This window comes from Novosphingobium soli (assembly GCF_042432915.1).
GTDB lineage: Bacteria > Pseudomonadota > Alphaproteobacteria > Sphingomonadales > Sphingomonadaceae > Novosphingobium > Novosphingobium soli.
The window spans coordinates 1-19,388 of record NZ_JBHLWK010000016.1; the positions used below are offsets into that span (position 1 = coordinate 1).

The following is a 19,388-nucleotide window of genomic DNA, read 5'->3' on the forward strand; positions in this document are numbered from 1 at the left end:
CAATGGAAACCCCGGGTCACTTCTCAGTGGCAATCAACACTCGATCCCATGGCGCTGCACGGTGTCGCGGATCTGGAACATCGGTGCGCCCATCTTGATGTGGAGCGCCTTCGCCTCGGCGGAACGCGCGATGGCGCACCCATCGCCGTTAGACAGGACGATGAGTGGCCGCTTTCGCAAAGCGGGGTCGAACACCCGTTCGGCGCTGCAGTAGAAGTTCTCGACGTCGATCAGGCCCCACGTCATCGCCGTCAGACCTTGAGGTTGCGCACGCTGGCACGCACCACGCCCCAGACCTCGACGTGTTCATCGGCAACGACGGGTTCGTAACGCATCTGGCTGTTGCGCGCCTCAAGGACCGGCACGCCGCTGCGCATGCTGAGCTGGCGTATCACAAAGCCGCCGTCGACCACGGCGATCACGATCCGGCCGTTTACAGCCTTCGCATCCCGATCGACGATCACGACGTCGGAGTCGAATAACCCCGCATCGACCATGGATTGGCCGCTGACCCGGAAGACGAAACTGGCGGCGCGGTCGAGCCTGAGCAGCTCGACCAGGTCGATCGCGGTTTCTTCCCAGTCCTGGGCGGGAGACGGGAAGCCGGCGCCGGCTGCGCCGATGACCTTCAAGCGAAGGTCTGGCGGCAGATCGGCGAGCGGCACCGGTTTCGATTCGAGGAGGCCATGCGACAGGAACATGCAGGCCGTGTAACCCAGAAAAGAACACCTTGGGAACATGGCAAAAACAAACCCGGCACGAAAGGGCTTCCCTGCTGGCTCGGAATGATTCAGGGAGAGCTATGCCCATTCGCCCCGAGAACCGTTGGTTCTACCCGATCGACTGGCCGCAGCTGTCCCGCGCGATCCGCTTCGGCCGCGCCAAGTCGCGATGTGAGCGGTGCAAACGGCCGCACATGCGCAGGGTGCTGCATCTGGGCGACGGCCGCTGGTGGGATGCCGGCGCGCGGACCTGGCGATCGGATCGCGGGAAGGCCATCAGCGTGCGCGCACCGCTGCTCGGGGTGGTCCGCAGTACGTATGTCGTTCTCGCCTGCGCGCATCTCGACCACGATCCAGGGCACAACGACCCCGCCAACCTCGCGGCGCTATGCCAGCGCTGTCATATGCTGCACGATGCCGCCGAGCATCGCTGGCGGCGCTGGTGGAACGTATTTCGACGCCGCGCGATCCGCGACCTGTTCGAAGACGCTCAGCGGCCGCCGGCGCCGAATGCCGCATCCGCCAACGCGCCCAGGAACGCGCGATGCCACTCTTCCCCGTGAACATCCGAGGGCGTCAGCTGCACGTACAAGCCGTTCTGAGTCGGGATAACGTAGAAGCTGGTGCCGTCCGGATCGCTTTTGTTCACCAGGCTTACGAGCCAGTGGCGGTTCTGATCGAGCCGGTGGATCTCGAAGCCTTTGGCAGTCAGCCTCGCCGCCATCTCGTCGATCGCGGAAACGAAGGGCTGCGATGTGGCTGTCGCCAGGCCTGGCGATGCAGGCGTCATTGCCGTGCCTCGGCATCATGGGTGCCCTCAGTCAGGCGGCCGCCGCCTTGGCCGGTCCTTGCGATCACGCTCATGGCGCAGCCGGAGCAAGCCGGGCCTGCGCGTTGCCCGCGAGCTTGCGGTATGCATCGAGCATGGCGAGGGATGTGATCTTGCCGATGTCGGTTGAGGTATAGGCCCCTCCGAGCGCCCCGACGCCGATGTCCAGTAGCAGGCCGCCGCCTACCAGGCTGACGTCTTTCTTGCGCGCCGAACCGGTCGAGACGACGCGCTGAACGCCGGTCTTCACCTCGACGAGCGAGAGCATGATCTGGCTCTCGAGCGTCTTGGTCTTGAGGCCGATCGCCGAGCCGAAGGTGCCGCCCACGCCGCCGCCGCGGCTGTTGGCGTCCGAGTAGAGGACCTGCGCCTGCAGGAGGTAGTCGGCGGCCGTCAGGGTCGCACCGGTCAGCGCCTGCCCGTTCGCGACCGACCCGCCGGCGGCGAGCGCACGTTCGCGCTGCAGGGCATCGAAGCCGCCGCCGCGCTCCACCACGAGGAAACAGTTGGAGCGGGCCGCCATCAGCTTGAGGAGCGGGAGCGGGTCCACGCGTGCGGTCGAGCCGCCGTTCTGGCGCTCTGCCATCTGGACGAGCGCGCGCATCCCCGGGGGGAGCTGGTCGTCGAGGCTGGGCGCCTTGTCCTCGATCAGCGCGACGGTGCCGAGCGGCTTCGCGCACTGCGGCAATTCGGTGTTCTCATCGACGCCGGTCCCGCCTTTGCCGAGTTTCTGCGCCATCGCGGGTGAGGCGAGGCATGCCAGGAGGGCAGTTGCCAGTAGGTAGGTCCTCATGTTCGTCTCCAATGCGGGTCGTGGTCTGTTGGTGGTGTGGGTCAGAAGGTGGGATCGATCCAGCGGTCGACCGTCTCCATGTTGCCGTCGAAGCGGCGGCGAAGGTCGATCCGGTGACCGGACGCGGTGAAATCGAGCGGCATGATCGCGTCCTGGGTCAGCGTGTTGGCGCCGAAGAACTTCTCGTCGCCCTGCCAGGTCTGTCCTTCGATCAGCCTCAGGACCCAGGCCCCGCGCGGTGCCTGGACGCTGGCGGAATCGTTCTCGCGCACATAGGCCGCGAAGACCGGCTCGCCGGCTTTGTCGAGCAGTTGCACGACGGCTTTGCGGTCCCCCGTGATGATCCCGAAGGGACTGGTGGGGCCCGACGCATAGCGACGCCGCACCTTGAACTCGCCGCTGTTCGGGAAGGATTCCGAGAGGCCGAAGTCGGGCTGGAAGTCCCATCGCTTCGCATCCGAGTACATCCGCACGCCGTAGGTCAGCAGGATCAGGGGCAGGATGAGCTTGCCAGCCCAGGAGAGTCCCGTGCTGCTTGCGCGCCGGCGGTTGCGCTTGGGCCGCCATCGGTTCTTCTGGTAGTCAAAGCCCTGGTTCTTCGGCTCGAACCATGGTCCGCCTCGGGCTGTGCCATTTGGCCGGTCCTTGTAGCCCGGGTTCTTCATCTCGAAGGCTTTGCCCGGATCCTTCCCAATCCAGCTAGCACTTCCCGGAGGAACACCGTCGTCGCGCTCGACCCGCGATCTCTTGTTGTTCCAGCGTGTGTTCTCAGGAGGCAAGCCGCGGCGCTTGCGATAACGCTCGCGCATGTAGTCGCGATCATCGAGACCCATGGCGCAGCTCCCGAGGCAGGAGTTCGGGTTGCTGCTCGAAAGCATGCCGAATGTGGCGGTGAACGCTCTCTCGGGTCGGTTGCTCGGACCCCGGCAGCCGCAAGGTGGCATAACCCGCGGCCGCCATCATGCGATCACGCCGGGCGTCCTGGTCGGGACGGTGGTAGCGATCATCGAGCTCGATCAGCAGCACGACCTTGCCGCTGGCGCGGTCCTCGACGACGTAATCGACACGCTTGCTCGAGAATCTGTTGCGCACGGTGGTGGACTGCGACCGGTTGAGACCCTTCCTGGGTGCCAGGATCGCACCCATAGACACCTGAGCGTGGATCCGCGCCCATGGCAGGGCGCCTTCGATGTAGGTCATCGTGCGGCGCTCGATGTTGGTCATCAGCGGAACTGGACGGACATCGAGCGTCGGTCCGGACGGGCGGGCGAGAAAGCCCTTCAGCAGTGCGACGAGCCCGATCAGGATCAGGAGAGGCACCATCATGCCGACAAGCGAGCTGCTAGCCATCGAGCAGCCCTCCTTGCGAAATGTGCCGGACGGCCGAGGCTCGCACCCGTGCCCGCGCGCGGGTGTAGCGCAGACACATCCCGAACAGCCCGACGAAGGTGACGGCGATCCGGCCGACGACGGTCGCTGCAAACAGCGCAAAGCCGATCGCGGCGATATCGGCGAGCATCTGCTCGCGCGCGCCGACCATCGCGAGTTGCTCGCATCGCGCGGGCGTGTGGACCTCCGGCCGGCAAGCTGGGCGGCTGTCGACGGTGATAGCGTTGGCGAAGTCCTCCAGTCCGGTCTGCCGGACGATAGAGGCCATCGCCTGGGATGGCTGATGCATGGGTTGGCTCCTCATCGGCTGCGCTCGATGTTGCGTTCGGGTAGATCGACTTCCTTGGCCGGCGGTGCCGGCACCGCGGCTTCCTTTGCCGCGGAGGCGCCAGGGTCATGGGTGGGAAAGTTGCCCTTGGGCGCGAGGCCGGCGAGGACCTCGGGCGGGATCGTCGGGCTGAAGGTGCCCGCCTTGGCCGGATCGAGGCGACGCGAGCCGCCGGGGTCCTTCTCGCCGGTGGTTTCGAGTGCGCTCAGCTTGTCGCCGGTGTTGTGCGAGATGGTCTGCAGCAGGCGGTCGCGGTCGTTGGTGAAGATCTCGACGTCGAAACGGACGCGGGTGAGCATCACGTAGCTGAGGCGCTGCGTCGATAGGTTCTGCTCGGACGAGTGCATGGCGCCGATGCCCTTGTCGGTGGTCATGCCTTGGGCCTGGTGCATGTTGATCGCGTAGGAGAGCCCGAGCCGCTCCAGCATCTTGTCTCCGTGCTGCAGGTCGATGACCTCGCCCTTGGCGTTTTCGACCTTCACGCCCTGCTCGGTGATCGCCAGGACCCGTGCCTGCTCGGAGTTGTCGAGGTTGCGAGGCTTGTCGGTGTCGGTCCAGCGGATCTTGTCGCCCTCATGGAGGGTCGTATCCATCTTCTCGGCGAGCTTGAGCGCGTCGCGCTTGTCGGTCGGATCGATCTTCTGCGGATCGAACCGGATTTCCCGTCCGCGCTCGTCGCGCACGACGACGCGGCCCTTGGTGTCCGCGCCGAGCACGTCGTAGCGACCGCGCGAGAGCCCGACTGCGTCGACCCGCCTCGCCACCTCGAGGAGCAGGCCGGCGCTGTAGGTGTGCGCGTAGCGCATCTCCTCGCGCGTGGTGTTGACCTGCTGAAGCGTGGTGAGCCGCAGCCCCTCGCCGGTGATCGTGCCCTCCTGCTTGAGGCCTGCCTGGACGAGCTGGTTGAGCTCGGAGCGGCTTGCCCGTCCGGACGTGTAGATGGCGGTGCGTTCCCGCTCCTCGGGCGCGAGGCTCAGCCACCGTTCGGCCGCCTTGGCCAGGTAGTCGTTCCCGTGCGCCTGCACGCGCTCGCCGAGGACCTCGAAACTCTCCTTGAACTTGCCTTCGCGGCTGAGGGTGGCGACCTGTTGCATGTGCTCGGTCTTCTGGCGCTGGCTCGTCTCGAGGCGGGCGATCGCCGGATCGTGGCCCTGCACGAGGTGGTACGCCTTGCCCCAGTCGATCGAGGGCAGCTGCTTGACGTCGCCGGTGAGCCACAGGCCGTTCACCTTGTACGCGTTGGCGATGGTCACGAGGTTGTTCATCGCCTCGTTGGCGACAAGCGAGGCTTCGTCGAGGACGATGACCTTGTCGGCAAGCGCCTGGCGCGAGGCCTCGAACTCGGCGCCCCGCCCTGCCCGTGCGCCGCGGATATGCTGGTTGACGAAGGAGGAGACCGTCATCGCCTCCAGGCCGGTCTCGTTGCGCAGCGTGCTGACCATCTTGTTGGCGAAGGCGAGACCGATCACCTCCTTGCCGTGGTCGGAGGCGACCGCGGCCATCGCCTCGAGCATGGTGGTCTTGCCGGCGCCGGCGACGCCCTGGATCACGACGACGCGATCGGTGGAACTGAGCGCAAGCGTCGCGGCGGCGAGCTGCTCGCCGTTGAGCGGCCGGTCGCCGGCGGCCGCCTGCAGCTTCTCGGTCACTTCGCCGGCAGGCACGATAGGTGCTGTCGCGCCCCTGCCCTGGTCGACGCCGGCGAGCAGCTGGCGCTCCTGCGCGACGTGTTCGGGCGTTGTGACGTGGGTGAAGACGCCATCGAGACGATCGGAGGCGCCCTTGATGAGCTGCCCACTCTCGATCAGCGCGGAGACGCGCTTGTCCACGCCGTCGATGGTGACACCGGCGAGACCGAGGTTGAGCGCTCCCTTGTAGATGTCGGTGACGGAGAACGCGGCTTCGCGCTGGCCAAGCATGCGCACGGCCGAGGCGACCGCCATTTCCGATCGCAACTGCGCCGGCGTCAGCGTAGCGCGCGCCAGGCCCTTGGTGGTGAGATCGTCGCCCGGACGCAGGTAGTCACCGATGACGGTGCGCACGCTGGCGATGATCTCCTGCACCCGGGCCTGCACGCCAATCGATCGATCGCGTTCGACGCCGGCGGGGCCGCTGCGCTCGAGTGCCTGGCTCAGCCGCTCCTTGCCGTCGAACCCTAGCGCAGCGGCGCGCGCCTTCCATTGCTCGCGCAGCGCGCCCCGGTCCTCGACATTCAGCTTGGCATCGCGCGAATTGACAACGACACGGTCCTGTCCCTGCGGCGTGGTGACGCCCACCTCTTTCGCCTTGGCGATGACTTCTTCGCGTCGTTTGCTGAACTCCTGAAGCACTTCGCGCGGCACGCCCTTGATCTCGAATTGGCCGTGCTTGCCGGTCAGCTGGGTCTCGTATCCGAGCTTGGCGAGCTCCTGGCGGAACGCGGCATGATAAGCCGAGCCGATCGTGGTGTTGTTCTTCCACAGCTGCCCGTTCCACAGCGCCTGCCACTTGCCCGCAGCGGTCTGGGTTATGGCCGCGACGACGACATGGATGTGACCTTGGGGATCGAGCTTGCGGCTCGTGTCGTGCTCGAACAGCGCATAGACGAGATTGCCGGTCCGGACCGGCTCACCGTTACGATTGCGGCTGTAGTCGCGCGCTTCGGCAAAGGTCTTCTCGGCCCAGCCCATGGTGGCTTTGACGGCCGCCATGTGTGCCTCGAGGATGCGCTTGTCGCCGGCGATATAAGCCATGACGCTGGCGGACTTGGGCATCGAGAAGGTAAGGTCGATGCCGGTCGTGCGGTTGGCGGTCTGGTTGACCAGCGTGCCGTCCGGCAGCTTGCCATTGAGCAAGTTTTCGAAGGCCTCCTTCGACACTTCGCCCGACAAGCCGATCGCCGCTGCGCCCTTCCCGCCCCAGGCGGTCGCTTCGGCCGAGTGCTCGCCGGTGTAGTAGTCGTCCTTGGCGAAGTAGCTGGCGGCCCCGCCGGCCGAGCGTACCGCTGCGATGGAGTGCATGGCTTACATCTCCATCCCGAAGTCATCGCCGGCGTCATGCCGGTGGTCGCGATGTTCCTCTTCGGTGATGCCGATGCCTTCGCGCTCCTCCCTGGCGATCAGGCTTTCCTGGTCTCGCTTGGCCGCGCCGGGTCGATCGGTTTCCTTGCGCTGATCGCTCGCCTGCAGCCGCTGTGCATCGCTGCTGTTGAGCGGTAAGCGCTCGCTATCCTTCTCCTCCTGGTCACTGGCTTGACCGGGTCCGCGACGATCGTTCTCCGACTTGAAGCCGGAAGCCCAAACCTTGGACAGGTCTGAAGCTGGCGGCACCGACGCCTTGGTGTCGATCTTCTCACCCTCATCACGCGTGAAGGCGCTCCGGAGCGCCTCGACCTTCAACTCCGCCTCGGAGGGCATCTGCTCCGCGCCTGGCTCTTCGGCCGGAGTGCGCTCGCCCGGTTCCCGAACCTGCTCGGGCTCGTTCTGCGGTGCATCGCTCTCGCGCCCTTCCTCGCCTTTTGGTTCGTCGCCGTCGTCATCCGGCTTGTACTCGCTGGCGCGCATTGCACCGACGCGCTGGAACCCGTCGGCGACGCGCGGGTAGTCCTTCCAGGTCAGCGCGATCTTGGCGGCCGGGAACCCATCGGGGAACTTCACGAACCCATGCAGAGAGGGCAGTTCCTTGATGTCATCGGGCATGACCAGGTGCTGCACTTCCTTGCGCGGCGTGATCGTCGAAGCGTCGCGCGAGTTGTTGTACCCGTAGCTGTAGGCCTCATCCATCTGGCGCACTTCGCGGCTGCCGATGAAGTCCGCACAGCGCTTGGCCGTCTCGATGTCCGAGGTCGTCAGGATGAGCTTGGTGCGCGCAAGCGAGCCCAGGTTGATGGCGCCGTTCTCGCCGTAGGTTTCGGCCAGCTTGCCGAACGAGTGGATCCCCAACACGAAGGCGCCGCCGACCGCGCGCGCGGTCTGCAGGCCATGCTCGATCGCGGGCAGACGATGGAGCGCATGCACCTCGTCGAGCAGGAACCAGGTGCGCAGGTTGCGCGTGCGTCCGATGCGGAACAGCGCGTTGACCGCAAGGTCCATCCAGAGCGTCAGCAGGGGCCGATTGAGAACCAGGTCGGGGTGGGTCGAGGTGATGAACAGGATGGCGCCCTCACCTCCCTCCTCGGCCATCCAGCGGTTGATGGAGAAGCCTTCCTCGCCGGGCATGGGATCGGGCAGGAAGCGCAGCGCGTTGGCGTGGGTGTTGAAGGTGGCGCGGATTGACTCGGCCATCTTCGCCGCCTGGGTGGCGACGAGCGGCGCAGCGACGGTGTTCTCCAACTCCTGGCTGATCGTCTTGAGGTCCGCCTGCATGAGGTGATAGGCGAGCGCGCCGTTGCTGGTGGCTTTGCGCTGGATGAGCTTCATGCACATCTCGACAAAGAGCGTGCGCGCCGCCTTCTGCCAGAAGTCGTCCTCGGCGTTATGGCCACTCGGGATCAGCGCCGTCGCGGCCGACAGGAACTCGGCGTAGTTGTCGCAATCGGAGAAGATCGTCCATGGCCTGCAGCGCCGATCCATGGTGTTAAGGATCGTGTCGGTTTCCGGGTTGTAGAAGCTCTCGACGAAGCTGCCGGTGAGATCGAAGATGACGCAGCGATGACCCCTCGCGCGGGCCTGCGTGACCAGCTTCTTGAGCTCCGTCGTCTTGCCCGCCCCGGTGGTGCCGATGAACATCGCGTGGCTCTGCTCGAGCCGCCAGGGATAGGGGACCGTGGCGAGGCGGTAGGGCACATGGAAGTCGCGGCGCACGCGCTCGCGCATCGGCAGCTTTAGCACTTTGTCCGGCGCTGCAGCCGGCTTGCGAGCGGCGCATTCCTTGCGGAACTCCTCGCGGTTATGACGGACGATTTCCTCGGCGAGCTTGTCGCGCCCGATGAGCAGCGCGCCGCGCTCGTGACGCTCCTTGAGGATGTCGGTGCCGCGCTTGCGTGAGTAGTCGACGAACCACACCGTGAGCGGGGCGCAGATGAACACCGAGCCCAGCCCCGACGCCATCAACAAGCGCATGAACTTGCCCCACGCTTCGACCACTGCCGAGTGGTAGGGCACCCACGACATCTGCCCCAGTTTGATTGACCCATCCGGCAGCGTGAGGTGGATGGGCTTGTGAGGATTGAGCCCGACCCAACCCCACACTTCCGCATAAATCTTCATGCAGACGAGCTGGAACTCGTGTTCGGCGAAGTAGAAGAACCAGATGACACTGAACAGGACGGCGGACGTGCCAAGCCACGTCAGGATCGGCACGCGCACGCCCGCCCAGGTCATCATCAGCTCGTGGGAGAAAAGCTGCGAGCCGCGGGTGAAATTCCCAGAGTTTCGGACCACCTTTCCGCGCGCGGAGTGGTGCTCGATCGTCGCTGCCTTTTTGCTGAAGCGGATGTCCTGCTCAGGCATGGAAATCCCCCACGTTTTTCGCGGCGGTATCGATGAGAGCATCGACAGATTTAGGGTCGGATTCCCGCGCTCGCCGCAGGCAGTCTGCGACGAGGATTTCCAGGCTCATCAACGCTCGGTTGACGTTCAAGCCGTGGCCGCTGCGCAAAAGATGCGCGCCGATCAGGATACACTGGCGGGCGGCTGCGGTCCTGTCGCAGCCGATGGATTGGGCAACCTCGTCGATGAGGCGCAGTTGATCGGGGGCGAGGCGCACACCGACCTGGGATCGAGAACTTGAAGTACGCATCACCAACTCCGGTTGAAATCGAAGTTGGCTCGGCTATCGCACCGGCATTCTTACGCGGCTGTTCGGTGGTTGTCCAGTGGGGCGGCGGTAGCGATCACGGTGTTCTAAGCCATTGTAATTCGCAGCAATAAGGCGGCTGATCGAGGCGCTAGCCGGGGCTACCACGCTAGCCAGGGGTAGCTCGCTGATTTACCGATGAAATCTACAACGGCTCGCCGTATAGGGTGTGCTGAAAATAGGGACTGAATCAGTCGCTTGCTTTTGATCGAGCCATGGGAGGTTCCTTCAGCCGTTAGCGGAGCCCGGTAGGGGCAAGGCGGTCGATAGACCGCAGCTGGAATTTCGAGTCCTGACGCGGGCCGGCGACCATATTCGACCGCGCTGCAGGGACGAGACGGGTTGAGCCGAACGGGCTTCATCGGCTGTGAGAAAGTCGGTGTGAAGGTGTACGAGATGGTGCGTGCCAGGGGCGATTGGCCGAGCGATATTGCCGGCTCGCCTCGGTGCGATGTCGTGCTACAATCCGGCTTCAGCATGGTCAGTTTTGGAGGGTTTGATGGCTGGTAAGTTGGATAAGGAACGCGAGGCGATTGCAGCGGCCGAGCGTGAGCTGGCGGAGCGGCGGAGCCGCCTCGCCGAGATGGAGCGCGAGGAGCAGGAGAAGGAGCTGCAGCGGCTCGTAAAGAAGCTGACGATCGAGACGGCAATTGCGGTCTTGAAGCGGGCTGTCGAGGCCAAGCCGAAGGCGGCTCTCGACGCTTTGAATGCGGTTTCCGGCAGGCCCTCTGTCAAGGCGCAGAACGAGAGTGCTTTGGAGGCTGCGTGACGGCTTTGCGATCGGGCGATGATCGCGAGAGCAGTAGGCAAAAAGAAAGGGCGGTGGAGCATGCTCCGGCGCCCTTCGACCGTCTGGCTTGGAAGGAGGATTAGGCCCAAGCCAGGTGAGGATGTTGCTCGCCGCAGTCGGTGTATGAGAGACGGGCGAGGTAATCGTAGGTGTTGGCCAGACCGTTGCGTTGAAAGCGGTCGTAGATGGCAGGATTGGCGAGGAGCGAACGCAGTGTCGCGAGCGGCATATCGGGTGAGGCTTCACGGTCGAGTTTGAGGCAGTCGAGGACCTTGTCGGCTTGGTCTCTCGTGAGCGCGATCTCAGGCGTGATGGCGATGTGCTCGCTGACCTGAATGACTGCCTCGCCGCCGCGAGCGTCTCGGCGGACACGGATCGACCTCCCAAGGAATTGGGCTTCCTCGATGATCGCCAGAATGTCGATGCGTTTGTCGAACGGAGCGGCGAAGCTGGCGAGCGCGATGGCGTTCGCATTGGCTTCGAAGTTGTATGCGGTGCCGGCGGTCTCGCCCGCCTCGGGAATGGTCACCGCGCCTCCATGTTGGAGGATGACGCGAAGGCGTGCGAGTTCTCGCGCGTTGAGCGGGGCAGGCTTGGAGTGGAGCTTCGTTTCCGTGTCCACGATGCGAAAGAAGGTCAGCATGTCTCTCTCCGTTTGGAAGACCGCTTTCCTCTCTCCCTCTCCTCTTTCGCCGGTGCCTCGAGGAACGCCGTAGGCGAGGCGTTCGAGGCGGCAGGGCCGCGCATGCGGGCCGGTGCGAGCATGCCGGCGATGCCGTGAACCGGCGCCGGCGGACCGCGCGAAGCGAAACGGCCGCAGGGCCGTCAGCGAGCAAGGGACCGCCGCGCTCGGCCGCTGCCGCTGCCGCACGCTGGCGACCTCTCGGCACGTGCCGCGCAGGCGAGCCGGGCGATGCGCCAGGACCGCGCATGCGGGCCGGTGCGAGCGTGCCGGCGATGCCGTGATCCGGCGTCGGCGGACGCGCGAAGCGAGACGGCCGCAGGGCCGTCGGCGAGCAAGGAGCCGCCGAGCTCGGCAGATGCTGGTGCCGTTCGGGTGGGCGACATCTCAGCAGCAATGGGCAGCTGAGCTGGTGAACGGCGACATGAGAAAAGGGCCACCCGGCGCACCGGGCAGCCCGTCGATGTCCGTGCAGACTGCCGTCGCCGGCTAGATGAGTAGCTTGAGGTAGCCCGCGATAGCCGCCGCTAGCACGTTCAGCGTGCCGATGGTGATGACTGCCCACTTGAGCATGTCGATCGAGGTTTGCATGCCGGTGACTTTGCCTTCGATGCCGGCGAGCCGTCCCTCGACTTGCTTGAAGCCCGCCTCGAGCTTCGCCTCGATGACGGTCTGCATCGCGGTGATGCGGTTGTCGTAGTGCTTCATGGCTTCGTTCACCGCCATGTCGATGTGCTCCTCGAAGGCGTGCACCACCTGCTCGGCGGTGTCGTCGGAGATGTTAGCGGACTTCAGAGCCCTGAACAACGAGACCTGCATGATCGTTCCTCCTGTGTCATGATGACGGAGGCCATGGGTCGGTCGCGCCGGGCCGTGTCATAGGACCGCGAAGCGGCCGCGTCAGCGGCGGTAGGGGCAACGATTTTCCCGCAGGGAAAATGGTGGGACCCTGCCGTCCTTGAGACGGTCCGGCGCGGCCGACACACTGGGAGGAAGAGAGACGTTCCCCCCTCTCGATCGTGGCGCGACGGTGCCTCACGCGAGCGCGATCTGCCCGCAGGGCACGTCGCGGGCGCGGCGAAGGGGTTCGATGCCCCTGAGCCGCGTTTCAGCGCGGCGAAAAGAGGAGAGGAGCTCCGACCGAAGCCGGAGCCCCTCGCAGGCATTCAGGCCCGATTGGCGCCCTGCGGCGCGCGCTGGCTGGCGATCCGCCGGATGTGCAGCGGCACCCCTGCCTGACGCAGGCGCTGCGCGAGGTTGGACTGAATGCCTGAGCCTTCGCAGACGATCGCCTCGACTGGCCGGAGCTTGACCAGGTTCTCGTTGCGCAGGAAGGGTGCGCGGTTGCCGTGCGCGCGGTTCGGGATGAAGCTGATGGCTTTGACCTTGCGCGCTTGTGCCCAGGCGGTGGCGATGGCGTCGACGCCCTTGCGCATGCCCGTCGTCGCCAGCACCATCTCGGGGATGCGGGCCTTGATGTCGTCGAGGATGTCCCAGAGCATCTCATGGTCGTGCCAGACCTGGCCGCCCGACACGACAACCATCGGCCCGGTCGGCGCGTGCTCCTCGTTGCGCTGCCGGTTGCGGGCGGCGAGGAAGTCGCGGGCCTGGATCTGCGAGGCCGTCACGCTCGAGCGCGAGACCTGCGAACCGCGGGTGGCAGTGAAGGGCTTTCCGGTCTCGACCCGGTACACTTCCGAGGCATGGTCGCGCATCGCCTCGATTGCCTCGCGGCACCCTTGCAGCGTCTGGCAGAGCAGCTGCGTCTCTTCCATCTCGACGGCGTGGATTTCGGAAGGATCGTAGTTGCGGGCGAGTTCCCCGAGCTTCTTGGCGGCGTCATCCTCGCGACCTTCGGCCAGGCGCGCGGTCATGTGGAAGGAGTTGACGAACCCCCAGACGATCTGTTGCGCGAACTCTTCCATGCGGGTGTCGCGGAAGACGTCGAAGATCGTGCCCACGGCCAGCTCGACGGCTGCGCGCGCCATGTCCGGGTCGGGCATCTCGGTCGCGATCGGTTCCTCGAAGACGCTCAGCTTGGCAATCTCGGAGTGTTCGATGAAGGCGCCATCGTAGCTCTGCTCGTGCGTTTCGTCTGAGCGAGCGATACGGTCGTTGGCGAGCTGGGCAGCGAGATCGGCGAAGTTGTTGAACTTGGTCATGATAAGCCTCCGTCTTGCGTCATCCTCCTGATGACCCTTCTCATCAGGCACGCGGTGGCCAGGAGGTCAGGGACGGCCGCAGGCCGCCGCGAAGCGGGCCGTGGGGGAGCCGATTTTGTTGTCGTTCCGGAGCCGCAGGCGGAGGGGCGGCGGCAAAATTGGGGGAACCGCGGATCCTTGACGGACGCCAAGCCCCGCGTGCCACACTAGGACTACACAGTGGACTAACCACCTCTCCCCGCGCCCCTCACGCAAGGTTGCGGTTTACGCTGAGGTTGGTGGGCGTCGGTCACCAAGCGCAAAGGATCGTGACCCGCAGGGCCGAGACCCGCGCAGCGGGGCTCGGTGGAGCTTGGGTTTGGAGCGAGCCGGCGTACCGCCGGCGATGCGCAAAACCCTAGCGGAATAGAGCCTGGTCCCGCGCAGCGGGATGCGCCCTCCCCTGCTTTCGCCAGCAATTCCCAAGCAGCATGACGATGCCGATCCAGCTCACCGGCAACGTTCCACCCCCAGCCTCGCGGCGTTGCCGCGGCTGCCAGCAGCCGCGGTGAAGCGGCTCGATGCCGCTGAGCCGCGATTAGTTGAGGCTGAGGGGTTTGGGTGACGGTTCGAGGTAGAACTCGAAGCTTTCGATGAGGAGGCCGCGCCCTTGTGGGTCCGGCACAGCGGAGAAGTTGAAGGTGCGGCGGTGGTTGGACGCGACGATGGCGAGCAGCGCGGTGAGCGCCTGCTGCGACAGGCGAACCTGAGAGGGCAGGCGCGCCTTTTGCTCGGCGAGTGTCTCCGGCAGGTACAGGATGCGGTCGTTTTCGGGAGGTCCGACGTCGTCGGCGGTGGTGAAGAAGCGGATGACGATCGGTAGCGCGGTGACGAAGTCGATCGCTCGGCCGACGAGCTGGACGTAGACGTACTCCTCGTCGTCGTTGGGGATGGTGTAGTCCGCACCGAGATACACGATAAGGTCCGGGTCCTTGATCGAGATTTCGAGTTCGCCGGGCTCCATCGCGTTCTCCCCTGTTCGGTCCGCTCTCACGGCGGATTCGATAGATGTAACATAGGCGGGCGACTAGACGAGGGTTTCGATTCCTTAAGGCTGTTTTCATGCCACAGCGGCATGGACAGGCCTGTCGGCCGATCGCTGAAGTGATCGGCCGCGGCGAAGCGGCTCGATGCCGCTGAGCTGCGGTTGGGCCGATGCCGCGCCGGATCCCGTTGGCGTTCCGTCTCGCCAGGACGGGTACATCTGGGAAGGAAGGGGCGGCGCCGGAGCGCCGCCCTCGAGGTTCAGAGGAACTCGATGTCCTCGGCGATGATCTCGCAGCCGTAGCGGGTCTGGCCTTCCTTGTCGGTCCAGCGGGTGTAGTGGATGCGGCCGGTGACCGCGAGCATGTCGCCCTTCTTCTTATGGCTGCGCACGCCCATGCCGGCGCCGTTGAAGATGGTGACCTTGTGGAACTCGGCGTCCTTGACCGGGTAGCCGGTCTCGGGGTCTTTCTCGACCTTGCCGTCGCGGATGCGGGGACGTTCGGTCACGAGGGTGATCTCGGTGATGCGGGTTTCGCGGCCGTCGCGGGCGACAGGGTCCTTGGCAAGGCGACCGACAAGGTTGACGTTGTTCATGATCCTAAGCCTCCAGTTGATCCGGTGGTTCGTCCGCCGGTGCCCCTGATGAGCCCCTGGGCGGGGGCCGGCCCACCGGAGCGAAGCGAAGGGGAACCCCTAAGGACCGGGGTGGTGCGGGCAGCCCGCGGCACGCGGGCAACTCGGCCCGGGACGCCGGGGGTTGGGTCGGTCCCCGAACAGGGGCAAGGGGCACTACCGAGGCGGTCGGACCACCGGGTCTCTCTGGAGGCTGTTGTGGGGCCTGAACGACGTCTGGTCCGGTGCTGTCCGAGTGAGGACCCTGTCGCCCGCGACGACATGTCGCGTGGAAGCCCGCGCTCAGCGAGCTGGCACCGACACGAGACCTCTCGTCCTCATTCGCAACTACAGGAGGGGATCACGAGCGGCAGGTCCAGGAGGGAGGAACACGGCACCGCTCGGCGGCGGCGTGGGCGTGAGGAGCCATCGGGCGATATGCTCGTGGTCATCGGCTGCCCACGCCCGCCGGTCCTCAAGGCCGACCGCGTGACCGGCGATCTTCGCGGGGACACGGTGCCGGCCAACCTCCAGGCGGTGCAGCGCTGCCGGCGCCATCCCGGTGCTCGCGTGAGCACTAGGCAAAAAGAAAGGCTCATCACTCAAGGGGAGCTGGGTGACGAGCCTTTCTCGCGACGCTGCAGCATCGCAGGCGCGCTTGTCTGTCGGATCGAACCCGCGCGCCGTGAGGCTAGTCGCGATCCTCAGATTCCGTTTCAGGCCCCGGAATCCTGGGCGTTCATCAGCACCCCTGATGAGCGGGTCGAGGACTGTCGCGCCTCGCTAGCGGTTCAGGCGAGCGCGCTGGCGCGCTCCTGCGATACTTCGTCGGCGCGCAGAGATGCAGCGGTCGGGCATTGCAGGCCGATGTCCATCGTCTGCGCGGCTCTGGACAGGTCGCGGTGGGCGCGCACCAGCTCGGAGCGGCCCTCGACCATGGCCCGCTGCAGGTTTGCGATGCGAGCGATCGATTGCTGCATCGTGTGTGCGTCGACGCCGGTGGCGACGCGAGCTGCGGCGATCTCACCGAGCAGGCCGCTTGCGTTGACGAGCAGTCGATCGAGGTCGGCTTCGACACTGACGATGCTGCGCGCGATGCGTAGGGCGGCGATTTGAGGGGTCATGCGGAGGTACTCCTGTACGAAGGGGACGCCGGGCGGTGACCCGCCCGGCGCGAGGGGTTGTCGATCAGGCCGGCGCGAGCTCCTTGTCCTTGCTGCCGGAGCGGCCCTTGGGCGCGGGTGCGGTGCTCTCGCCAAGGCCGTCGCCCGTGGCGGGGGTGCCGGTGTCGCCCGGCGTATCACCGGTGTCAGCGGCGGGCATCGGCGGGAGCGCGTCGTCGCTGCCGAGTGCGGGCAGCTCGCGCTTGCGCTGCGGACGGCGCCAGCTGACGTTGAAGCTGCCGTCCTCCTGCCGGAAGAGGGCCACGTCCATCGGGCGGGCGAGCGAAGGATCGTCGAACCGCCCCGACCAGAAGCTCTCGCCGGTGTCGTTGGCGGTGTATTCCCAGACCGCGCCGATCTTCACCCAGGTGCGGCGGTCGCCCGAAAGGCCCATGATGTCGAACGCGGGCGCGCGCTCGTGGTTGGATTGCACCGGGCGCAGTGCGATCACTGCGTTGACGGTCAGCGTCACGATGCGGCCGACCGGGGTGCCCTGCTCGTTCAGCTTCAAATTGCCGATGTTCATGCTCATGCCACGTCTCCAGATACGCCCGAACCCATTGTCCGGGACCACCCTCCTCCTTCCCCCTCCTCCCCCGGGCCGCTCCCGGCCCGGCCCGCGCGCTCGGCGCGCGTATCCGCTCCGGCCACTTCAGGCCGGGGCGTCGTCGGTGCGGGACCAGGCTTCGCGTCGCGGGCGGCGTTTCAGGCGCGCGTGGAATGCTGTATGGGATCAACGGTCCATATTGAGGGGGCGAGCAAGCAATGCGCGTTTCGGGCAATCTCACGCGGCTCTGCATCGCAGAGGCGATTCACCGGAAGGTGGGTCTCTCCAAGGCGGACTCATTCGCCATGGTCGAGAAGATCATGGCGCACATGAGCGATGCGCTTGCTTCGGGTGAGAACGTGAAGATCTCCGGTTTCGGCACGTTCCTGTTGCGCGACAAGGGTCTGCGTCTTGGACGTAACCCCAAGACGGGGGAAGAGCATGCGATTGCCCCGCGAAGGGTGCTGACGTTTCGGGCCAGCCCCAAGCTGAAGGAGCGCATTGTGCGTCCAGTGCAGGACGACAGTCCTGCCAAGATGGCCGCGCCGCGCGAGCTCGTTCAGGTCTGATTACGGCCGTTCATGAACCGCTTCGCATCGAGTTGCGCGGCGCCGTCCCACGTCCCGGACGTCTTCAGGCGATCGACTTCCAGAGCTTGCGCGAGCCCTTCGGGCAGAGCGCAATAGGGCGCTACGACACGCAGTGCCTCGGCGGGCGTCTTCAACTCACGGAAGTCGAGGCCTTCCCAGATGAAGGCGGTCTCTTCGCCGTTTTCGATGCGGTAGACCTGCGCGAAGAAGGTCTGGAGCGGGCGATCCCAACCGACGGCGCCACCGATGGCGTGGGTGTCCGGGAGGGGGATGAGTTCGTGTCGGCTCATCAGTAGTCTTCCCGTGCCATGATGGTGACGACGCGCCGGGTGATGGAGGCATCGGCCGGATCTTCCGAGCCATACTGCAGGTCCTGGTCGTAGCAGTCGACCTTGAGAAAGCAGCCGATGCCGTCGATCTCGAAGGCAGCAAAGTCGCGTTCGGGCGAGTCTTCGTTGAAGCTGCAGTTGCGGGCGGCTTGCAGTGTTCTCGCTCGTGCCAGGACAAAGCTTTTTGCGGTTCCGTCGCTCAGGTAAGCCAGCAGCGTCGAGGTGACGACGATGGTGGCGGTTCGGTCGAGGCCAAGTCGTGCCCGGTCGTTGAGGCGAGCGATGGTCTGGGTTCGGGTGAGATTTCGGTCGAGCATGCGCGTCTCCTTCGTGCGGCTGCGTCGACCTTGCGCCGTCCCTCTCCTCCTTTGCCCCTGGTGAGGCGGCGAGATGGTCATGAGCGTGGAATCGCTCGAGCCAGGTTGCGAGAGTGGGCCGGGTGCCGAGCGGCTCGGCCGCGGCCGCTTCCTGGAAACGAACGAGGTCGGGCGGCGCCGAAGCGATGATCGTGTCGATTTCGGCCTCCGGCAGTAGCCGTTCTGCGCGGATGAAATCGGTCATGCGGCCCGGCTTCGTCTTCGTCGACTTGCGCCAGAGGCCCTCGACGGTCCTCAATCGAGGGGCGGCGCGCGCCTCGATCAGCACGATCATGCGCAGCCAGTAGACAGGCAGAGCGCGCACTTCGTCGGGCTTCATCCCGGTGCAGAACACACAGGAACTCTTGGGCGGGACCGGCAGGCTTTCGGCCCGTATGCGGTCTTCGCAGGCCTCGCGGTCCCATCGCCATTCGCGGAGCGGATAGGTGTTGGCGAACAAGGGATCGTCGATCGTGGCGGCATGGGCATAGCGCTGGGTGTCGCGCTTGCCGGCGTCGTAGCCGATGTAGCGGATGACCTTCTCGCCGCGGTTCCAGGCGTCGATCGCCGGCTGCCACGCCTTGATGAACGCCTCCTGCGGAGCGGCCTTGTATTTCAAGCTGCAACTGTGGCGCGAAAATGCTATGCTTGGCAGGCAACCGTTGGTCAGCAGGCTCCCGGCAAGGTCCGCATAAGGCGGGTAATTCTTGAAGCGCTTGGTGACGTAGCGCACGACGTGGAACGGGATGTCGCGGGCGACCATCCATTCTCGCATCAGCTTGAGGTAAGCGTAGGTCTCGGGTTTCTCGGCGCCCGGATCGGCAGTGAGAACGAGATCGGGAGGCCGGCCCTGGCTGACCAGCTCGAGCAGGAGCGCGGTCGAGTCGACGCCCACGCCGTAGGAGAGCACCGTCGGCGCGCGAGGCATCGCCAGGTAGTCGATCCCGCTCCCGTTCTCGCCCGGTCTCGCTTTGGCAACACCGATCATGCCGGCACCATCACGCCGGCGGTGTCCCAGTCATACTCGGGCAGCTCGTCGAGGATAGGTCCGTCGCAGTCCCACATGATCCATTCGCAGCGCTCGCGACGGGCGACGTGGATCGCGGAGCGGATTTCGAGGGGTATGTCGTGGGCCTCGGTGATCGAGGCGTCATCGCAGACGTACATGAACCAGCCATAGTCGCCCTTTTCGAAGCATGCCCATGGGCAGCGGGCGATCCAGTCGCCTGCGGTGGTCATGCTCATGTGCGCGGTGCTGAGCACCAGCATCGTTGCCAGTTCCATGTCTGTTTCCT

Annotated in this window: 22 protein-coding genes; 3 read left to right on the top strand and 19 right to left on the bottom strand. The window is 65.6% G+C overall.

Translation table 11 applies throughout. The annotated features are described in order from the left end of the window. Nucleotides 1-33 precede the first annotated feature (33 nt). The 9 genes from ACFFJC_RS13675 to ACFFJC_RS13715 form a co-directional block, all read right to left on the bottom strand. Nucleotides 34-246 (bottom strand): Y-family DNA polymerase, encoded by a 213-nt coding sequence (locus tag ACFFJC_RS13675; protein ID WP_446686266.1) that lies wholly within the window; start codon nt 244-246, stop codon nt 34-36. Nucleotides 247-251: 5 nt separating this feature from the next. Further along, a complete protein-coding gene (locus tag ACFFJC_RS13680; protein WP_379488042.1) occupies nt 252-701 on the bottom strand; it encodes a LexA family protein in 450 nt (149 codons plus the stop codon). 511 nt (nt 702-1,212) lie between these two features. After that, a complete protein-coding gene (locus ACFFJC_RS13685; protein ID WP_379488043.1) occupies nt 1,213-1,512 on the bottom strand; it encodes a hypothetical protein in 300 nt (99 codons plus the stop codon). 70 nt (nt 1,513-1,582) lie between these two features. After that, nucleotides 1,583-2,344: a CsgG/HfaB family protein gene (locus ACFFJC_RS13690; protein ID WP_379488044.1), complete on the bottom strand. Its 762-nt coding sequence runs from the start codon at nt 2,342-2,344 to the stop codon at nt 1,583-1,585. A 41-nt stretch (nt 2,345-2,385) separates the two neighbouring features. After that, nucleotides 2,386-3,177, bottom strand: a complete 792-nt coding sequence (locus ACFFJC_RS13695; protein WP_379488045.1) for a hypothetical protein — start codon at nt 3,175-3,177, stop codon at nt 2,386-2,388. After that, entirely contained in the window at nt 3,164-3,694 is a 531-nt protein-coding gene (locus ACFFJC_RS13700) for a DUF2726 domain-containing protein (RefSeq protein WP_379488046.1), read from the bottom strand. Before ACFFJC_RS13700 ends, ACFFJC_RS13695 begins: the two co-directional genes overlap by 14 nt. Then, on the bottom strand, nt 3,687-4,022 hold the full coding sequence (locus ACFFJC_RS13705) for a hypothetical protein (RefSeq protein ID WP_379488047.1): 336 nt from the start codon (nt 4,020-4,022) through the stop codon (nt 3,687-3,689). Before ACFFJC_RS13705 ends, ACFFJC_RS13700 begins: the two co-directional genes overlap by 8 nt. 11 nt (nt 4,023-4,033) lie before the next feature. After that, nucleotides 4,034-7,060, bottom strand: coding sequence for a MobF family relaxase (gene mobF / locus ACFFJC_RS13710; protein ID WP_379488048.1), 3,027 nt, complete (start codon nt 7,058-7,060; stop codon nt 4,034-4,036). 3 nt (nt 7,061-7,063) lie between these two features. Next, nucleotides 7,064-9,490 carry a type IV secretion system DNA-binding domain-containing protein gene (locus tag ACFFJC_RS13715; RefSeq protein WP_379488049.1) on the bottom strand — a complete coding sequence of 809 codons (2,427 nt, stop codon included), beginning with the start codon at nt 9,488-9,490 and terminating at the stop codon, nt 7,064-7,066. Here ACFFJC_RS13715 and ACFFJC_RS13720 point away from each other — a divergent pair. Beyond that, nucleotides 9,489-9,770, top strand: coding sequence for a hypothetical protein (locus ACFFJC_RS13720; protein WP_379488050.1), 282 nt, complete (start codon nt 9,489-9,491; stop codon nt 9,768-9,770). The two genes, ACFFJC_RS13715 and ACFFJC_RS13720, sit on opposite strands and share 2 nt — an antisense overlap. Nucleotides 9,771-10,335: 565 nt before the next feature. Further along, nucleotides 10,336-10,605 (top strand): hypothetical protein, encoded by a 270-nt coding sequence (locus tag ACFFJC_RS13725; RefSeq protein ID WP_379488051.1) that lies wholly within the window; start codon nt 10,336-10,338, stop codon nt 10,603-10,605. 100 nt (nt 10,606-10,705) lie between these two features. On the opposite strand, the gene ACFFJC_RS13730 is transcribed toward ACFFJC_RS13725, so the two are convergent. The 7 genes from ACFFJC_RS13730 to ACFFJC_RS13760 form a co-directional block, all read right to left on the bottom strand. Further along, a complete protein-coding gene (locus ACFFJC_RS13730) occupies nt 10,706-11,269 on the bottom strand; it encodes a hypothetical protein (protein ID WP_379488052.1) in 564 nt (187 codons plus the stop codon). Nucleotides 11,270-11,797: 528 nt separating this feature from the next. Continuing rightward, nucleotides 11,798-12,127, bottom strand: coding sequence for a hypothetical protein (locus ACFFJC_RS13735; RefSeq protein ID WP_379488053.1), 330 nt, complete (start codon nt 12,125-12,127; stop codon nt 11,798-11,800). A gap of 347 nt (nt 12,128-12,474) precedes the next feature. Further along, nucleotides 12,475-13,470 (bottom strand): DUF2493 domain-containing protein, encoded by a 996-nt coding sequence (locus ACFFJC_RS13740; protein ID WP_379488054.1) that lies wholly within the window; start codon nt 13,468-13,470, stop codon nt 12,475-12,477. Between the two features lie 577 nt (nt 13,471-14,047). After that, nucleotides 14,048-14,473: a hypothetical protein gene (locus ACFFJC_RS13745; protein WP_379488055.1), complete on the bottom strand. Its 426-nt coding sequence runs from the start codon at nt 14,471-14,473 to the stop codon at nt 14,048-14,050. 281 nt (nt 14,474-14,754) lie between these two features. Beyond that, nucleotides 14,755-15,090 (bottom strand): single-stranded DNA-binding protein, encoded by a 336-nt coding sequence (locus tag ACFFJC_RS13750; protein ID WP_379488056.1) that lies wholly within the window; start codon nt 15,088-15,090, stop codon nt 14,755-14,757. A gap of 809 nt (nt 15,091-15,899) precedes the next feature. Then, on the bottom strand, nt 15,900-16,232 hold the full coding sequence (locus tag ACFFJC_RS13755; RefSeq protein WP_379488057.1) for a hypothetical protein: 333 nt from the start codon (nt 16,230-16,232) through the stop codon (nt 15,900-15,902). 64 nt (nt 16,233-16,296) lie between these two features. After that, the gene (locus ACFFJC_RS13760) at nt 16,297-16,803 is read right to left on the bottom strand and encodes a DUF736 domain-containing protein (protein ID WP_379488058.1); all 507 of its coding nucleotides are present in this window, start codon (nt 16,801-16,803) and stop codon (nt 16,297-16,299) included. 233 nt (nt 16,804-17,036) lie between these two features. On the opposite strand from ACFFJC_RS13760, the gene ACFFJC_RS13765 reads away from it, so the two are divergent. Continuing rightward, nucleotides 17,037-17,387 carry an integration host factor subunit alpha gene (locus tag ACFFJC_RS13765; RefSeq protein WP_379488059.1) on the top strand — a complete coding sequence of 117 codons (351 nt, stop codon included), beginning with the start codon at nt 17,037-17,039 and terminating at the stop codon, nt 17,385-17,387. On the opposite strand, the gene ACFFJC_RS13770 is transcribed toward ACFFJC_RS13765, so the two are convergent. From ACFFJC_RS13770 to ACFFJC_RS13780, 3 genes are all read right to left on the bottom strand, one after another. After that, nucleotides 17,378-17,698 (bottom strand): hypothetical protein, encoded by a 321-nt coding sequence (locus ACFFJC_RS13770; RefSeq protein ID WP_379488060.1) that lies wholly within the window; start codon nt 17,696-17,698, stop codon nt 17,378-17,380. The genes ACFFJC_RS13765 and ACFFJC_RS13770 overlap by 10 nt on opposite strands. Continuing rightward, nucleotides 17,698-18,135 (bottom strand): DUF3768 domain-containing protein, encoded by a 438-nt coding sequence (locus ACFFJC_RS13775; RefSeq protein WP_379488061.1) that lies wholly within the window; start codon nt 18,133-18,135, stop codon nt 17,698-17,700. Before ACFFJC_RS13775 ends, ACFFJC_RS13770 begins: the two co-directional genes overlap by 1 nt. 942 nt (nt 18,136-19,077) lie before the next feature. Next, nucleotides 19,078-19,377: a DUF5983 family protein gene (locus tag ACFFJC_RS13780; protein WP_379488062.1), complete on the bottom strand. Its 300-nt coding sequence runs from the start codon at nt 19,375-19,377 to the stop codon at nt 19,078-19,080. Nucleotides 19,378-19,388 lie beyond the last annotated feature (11 nt).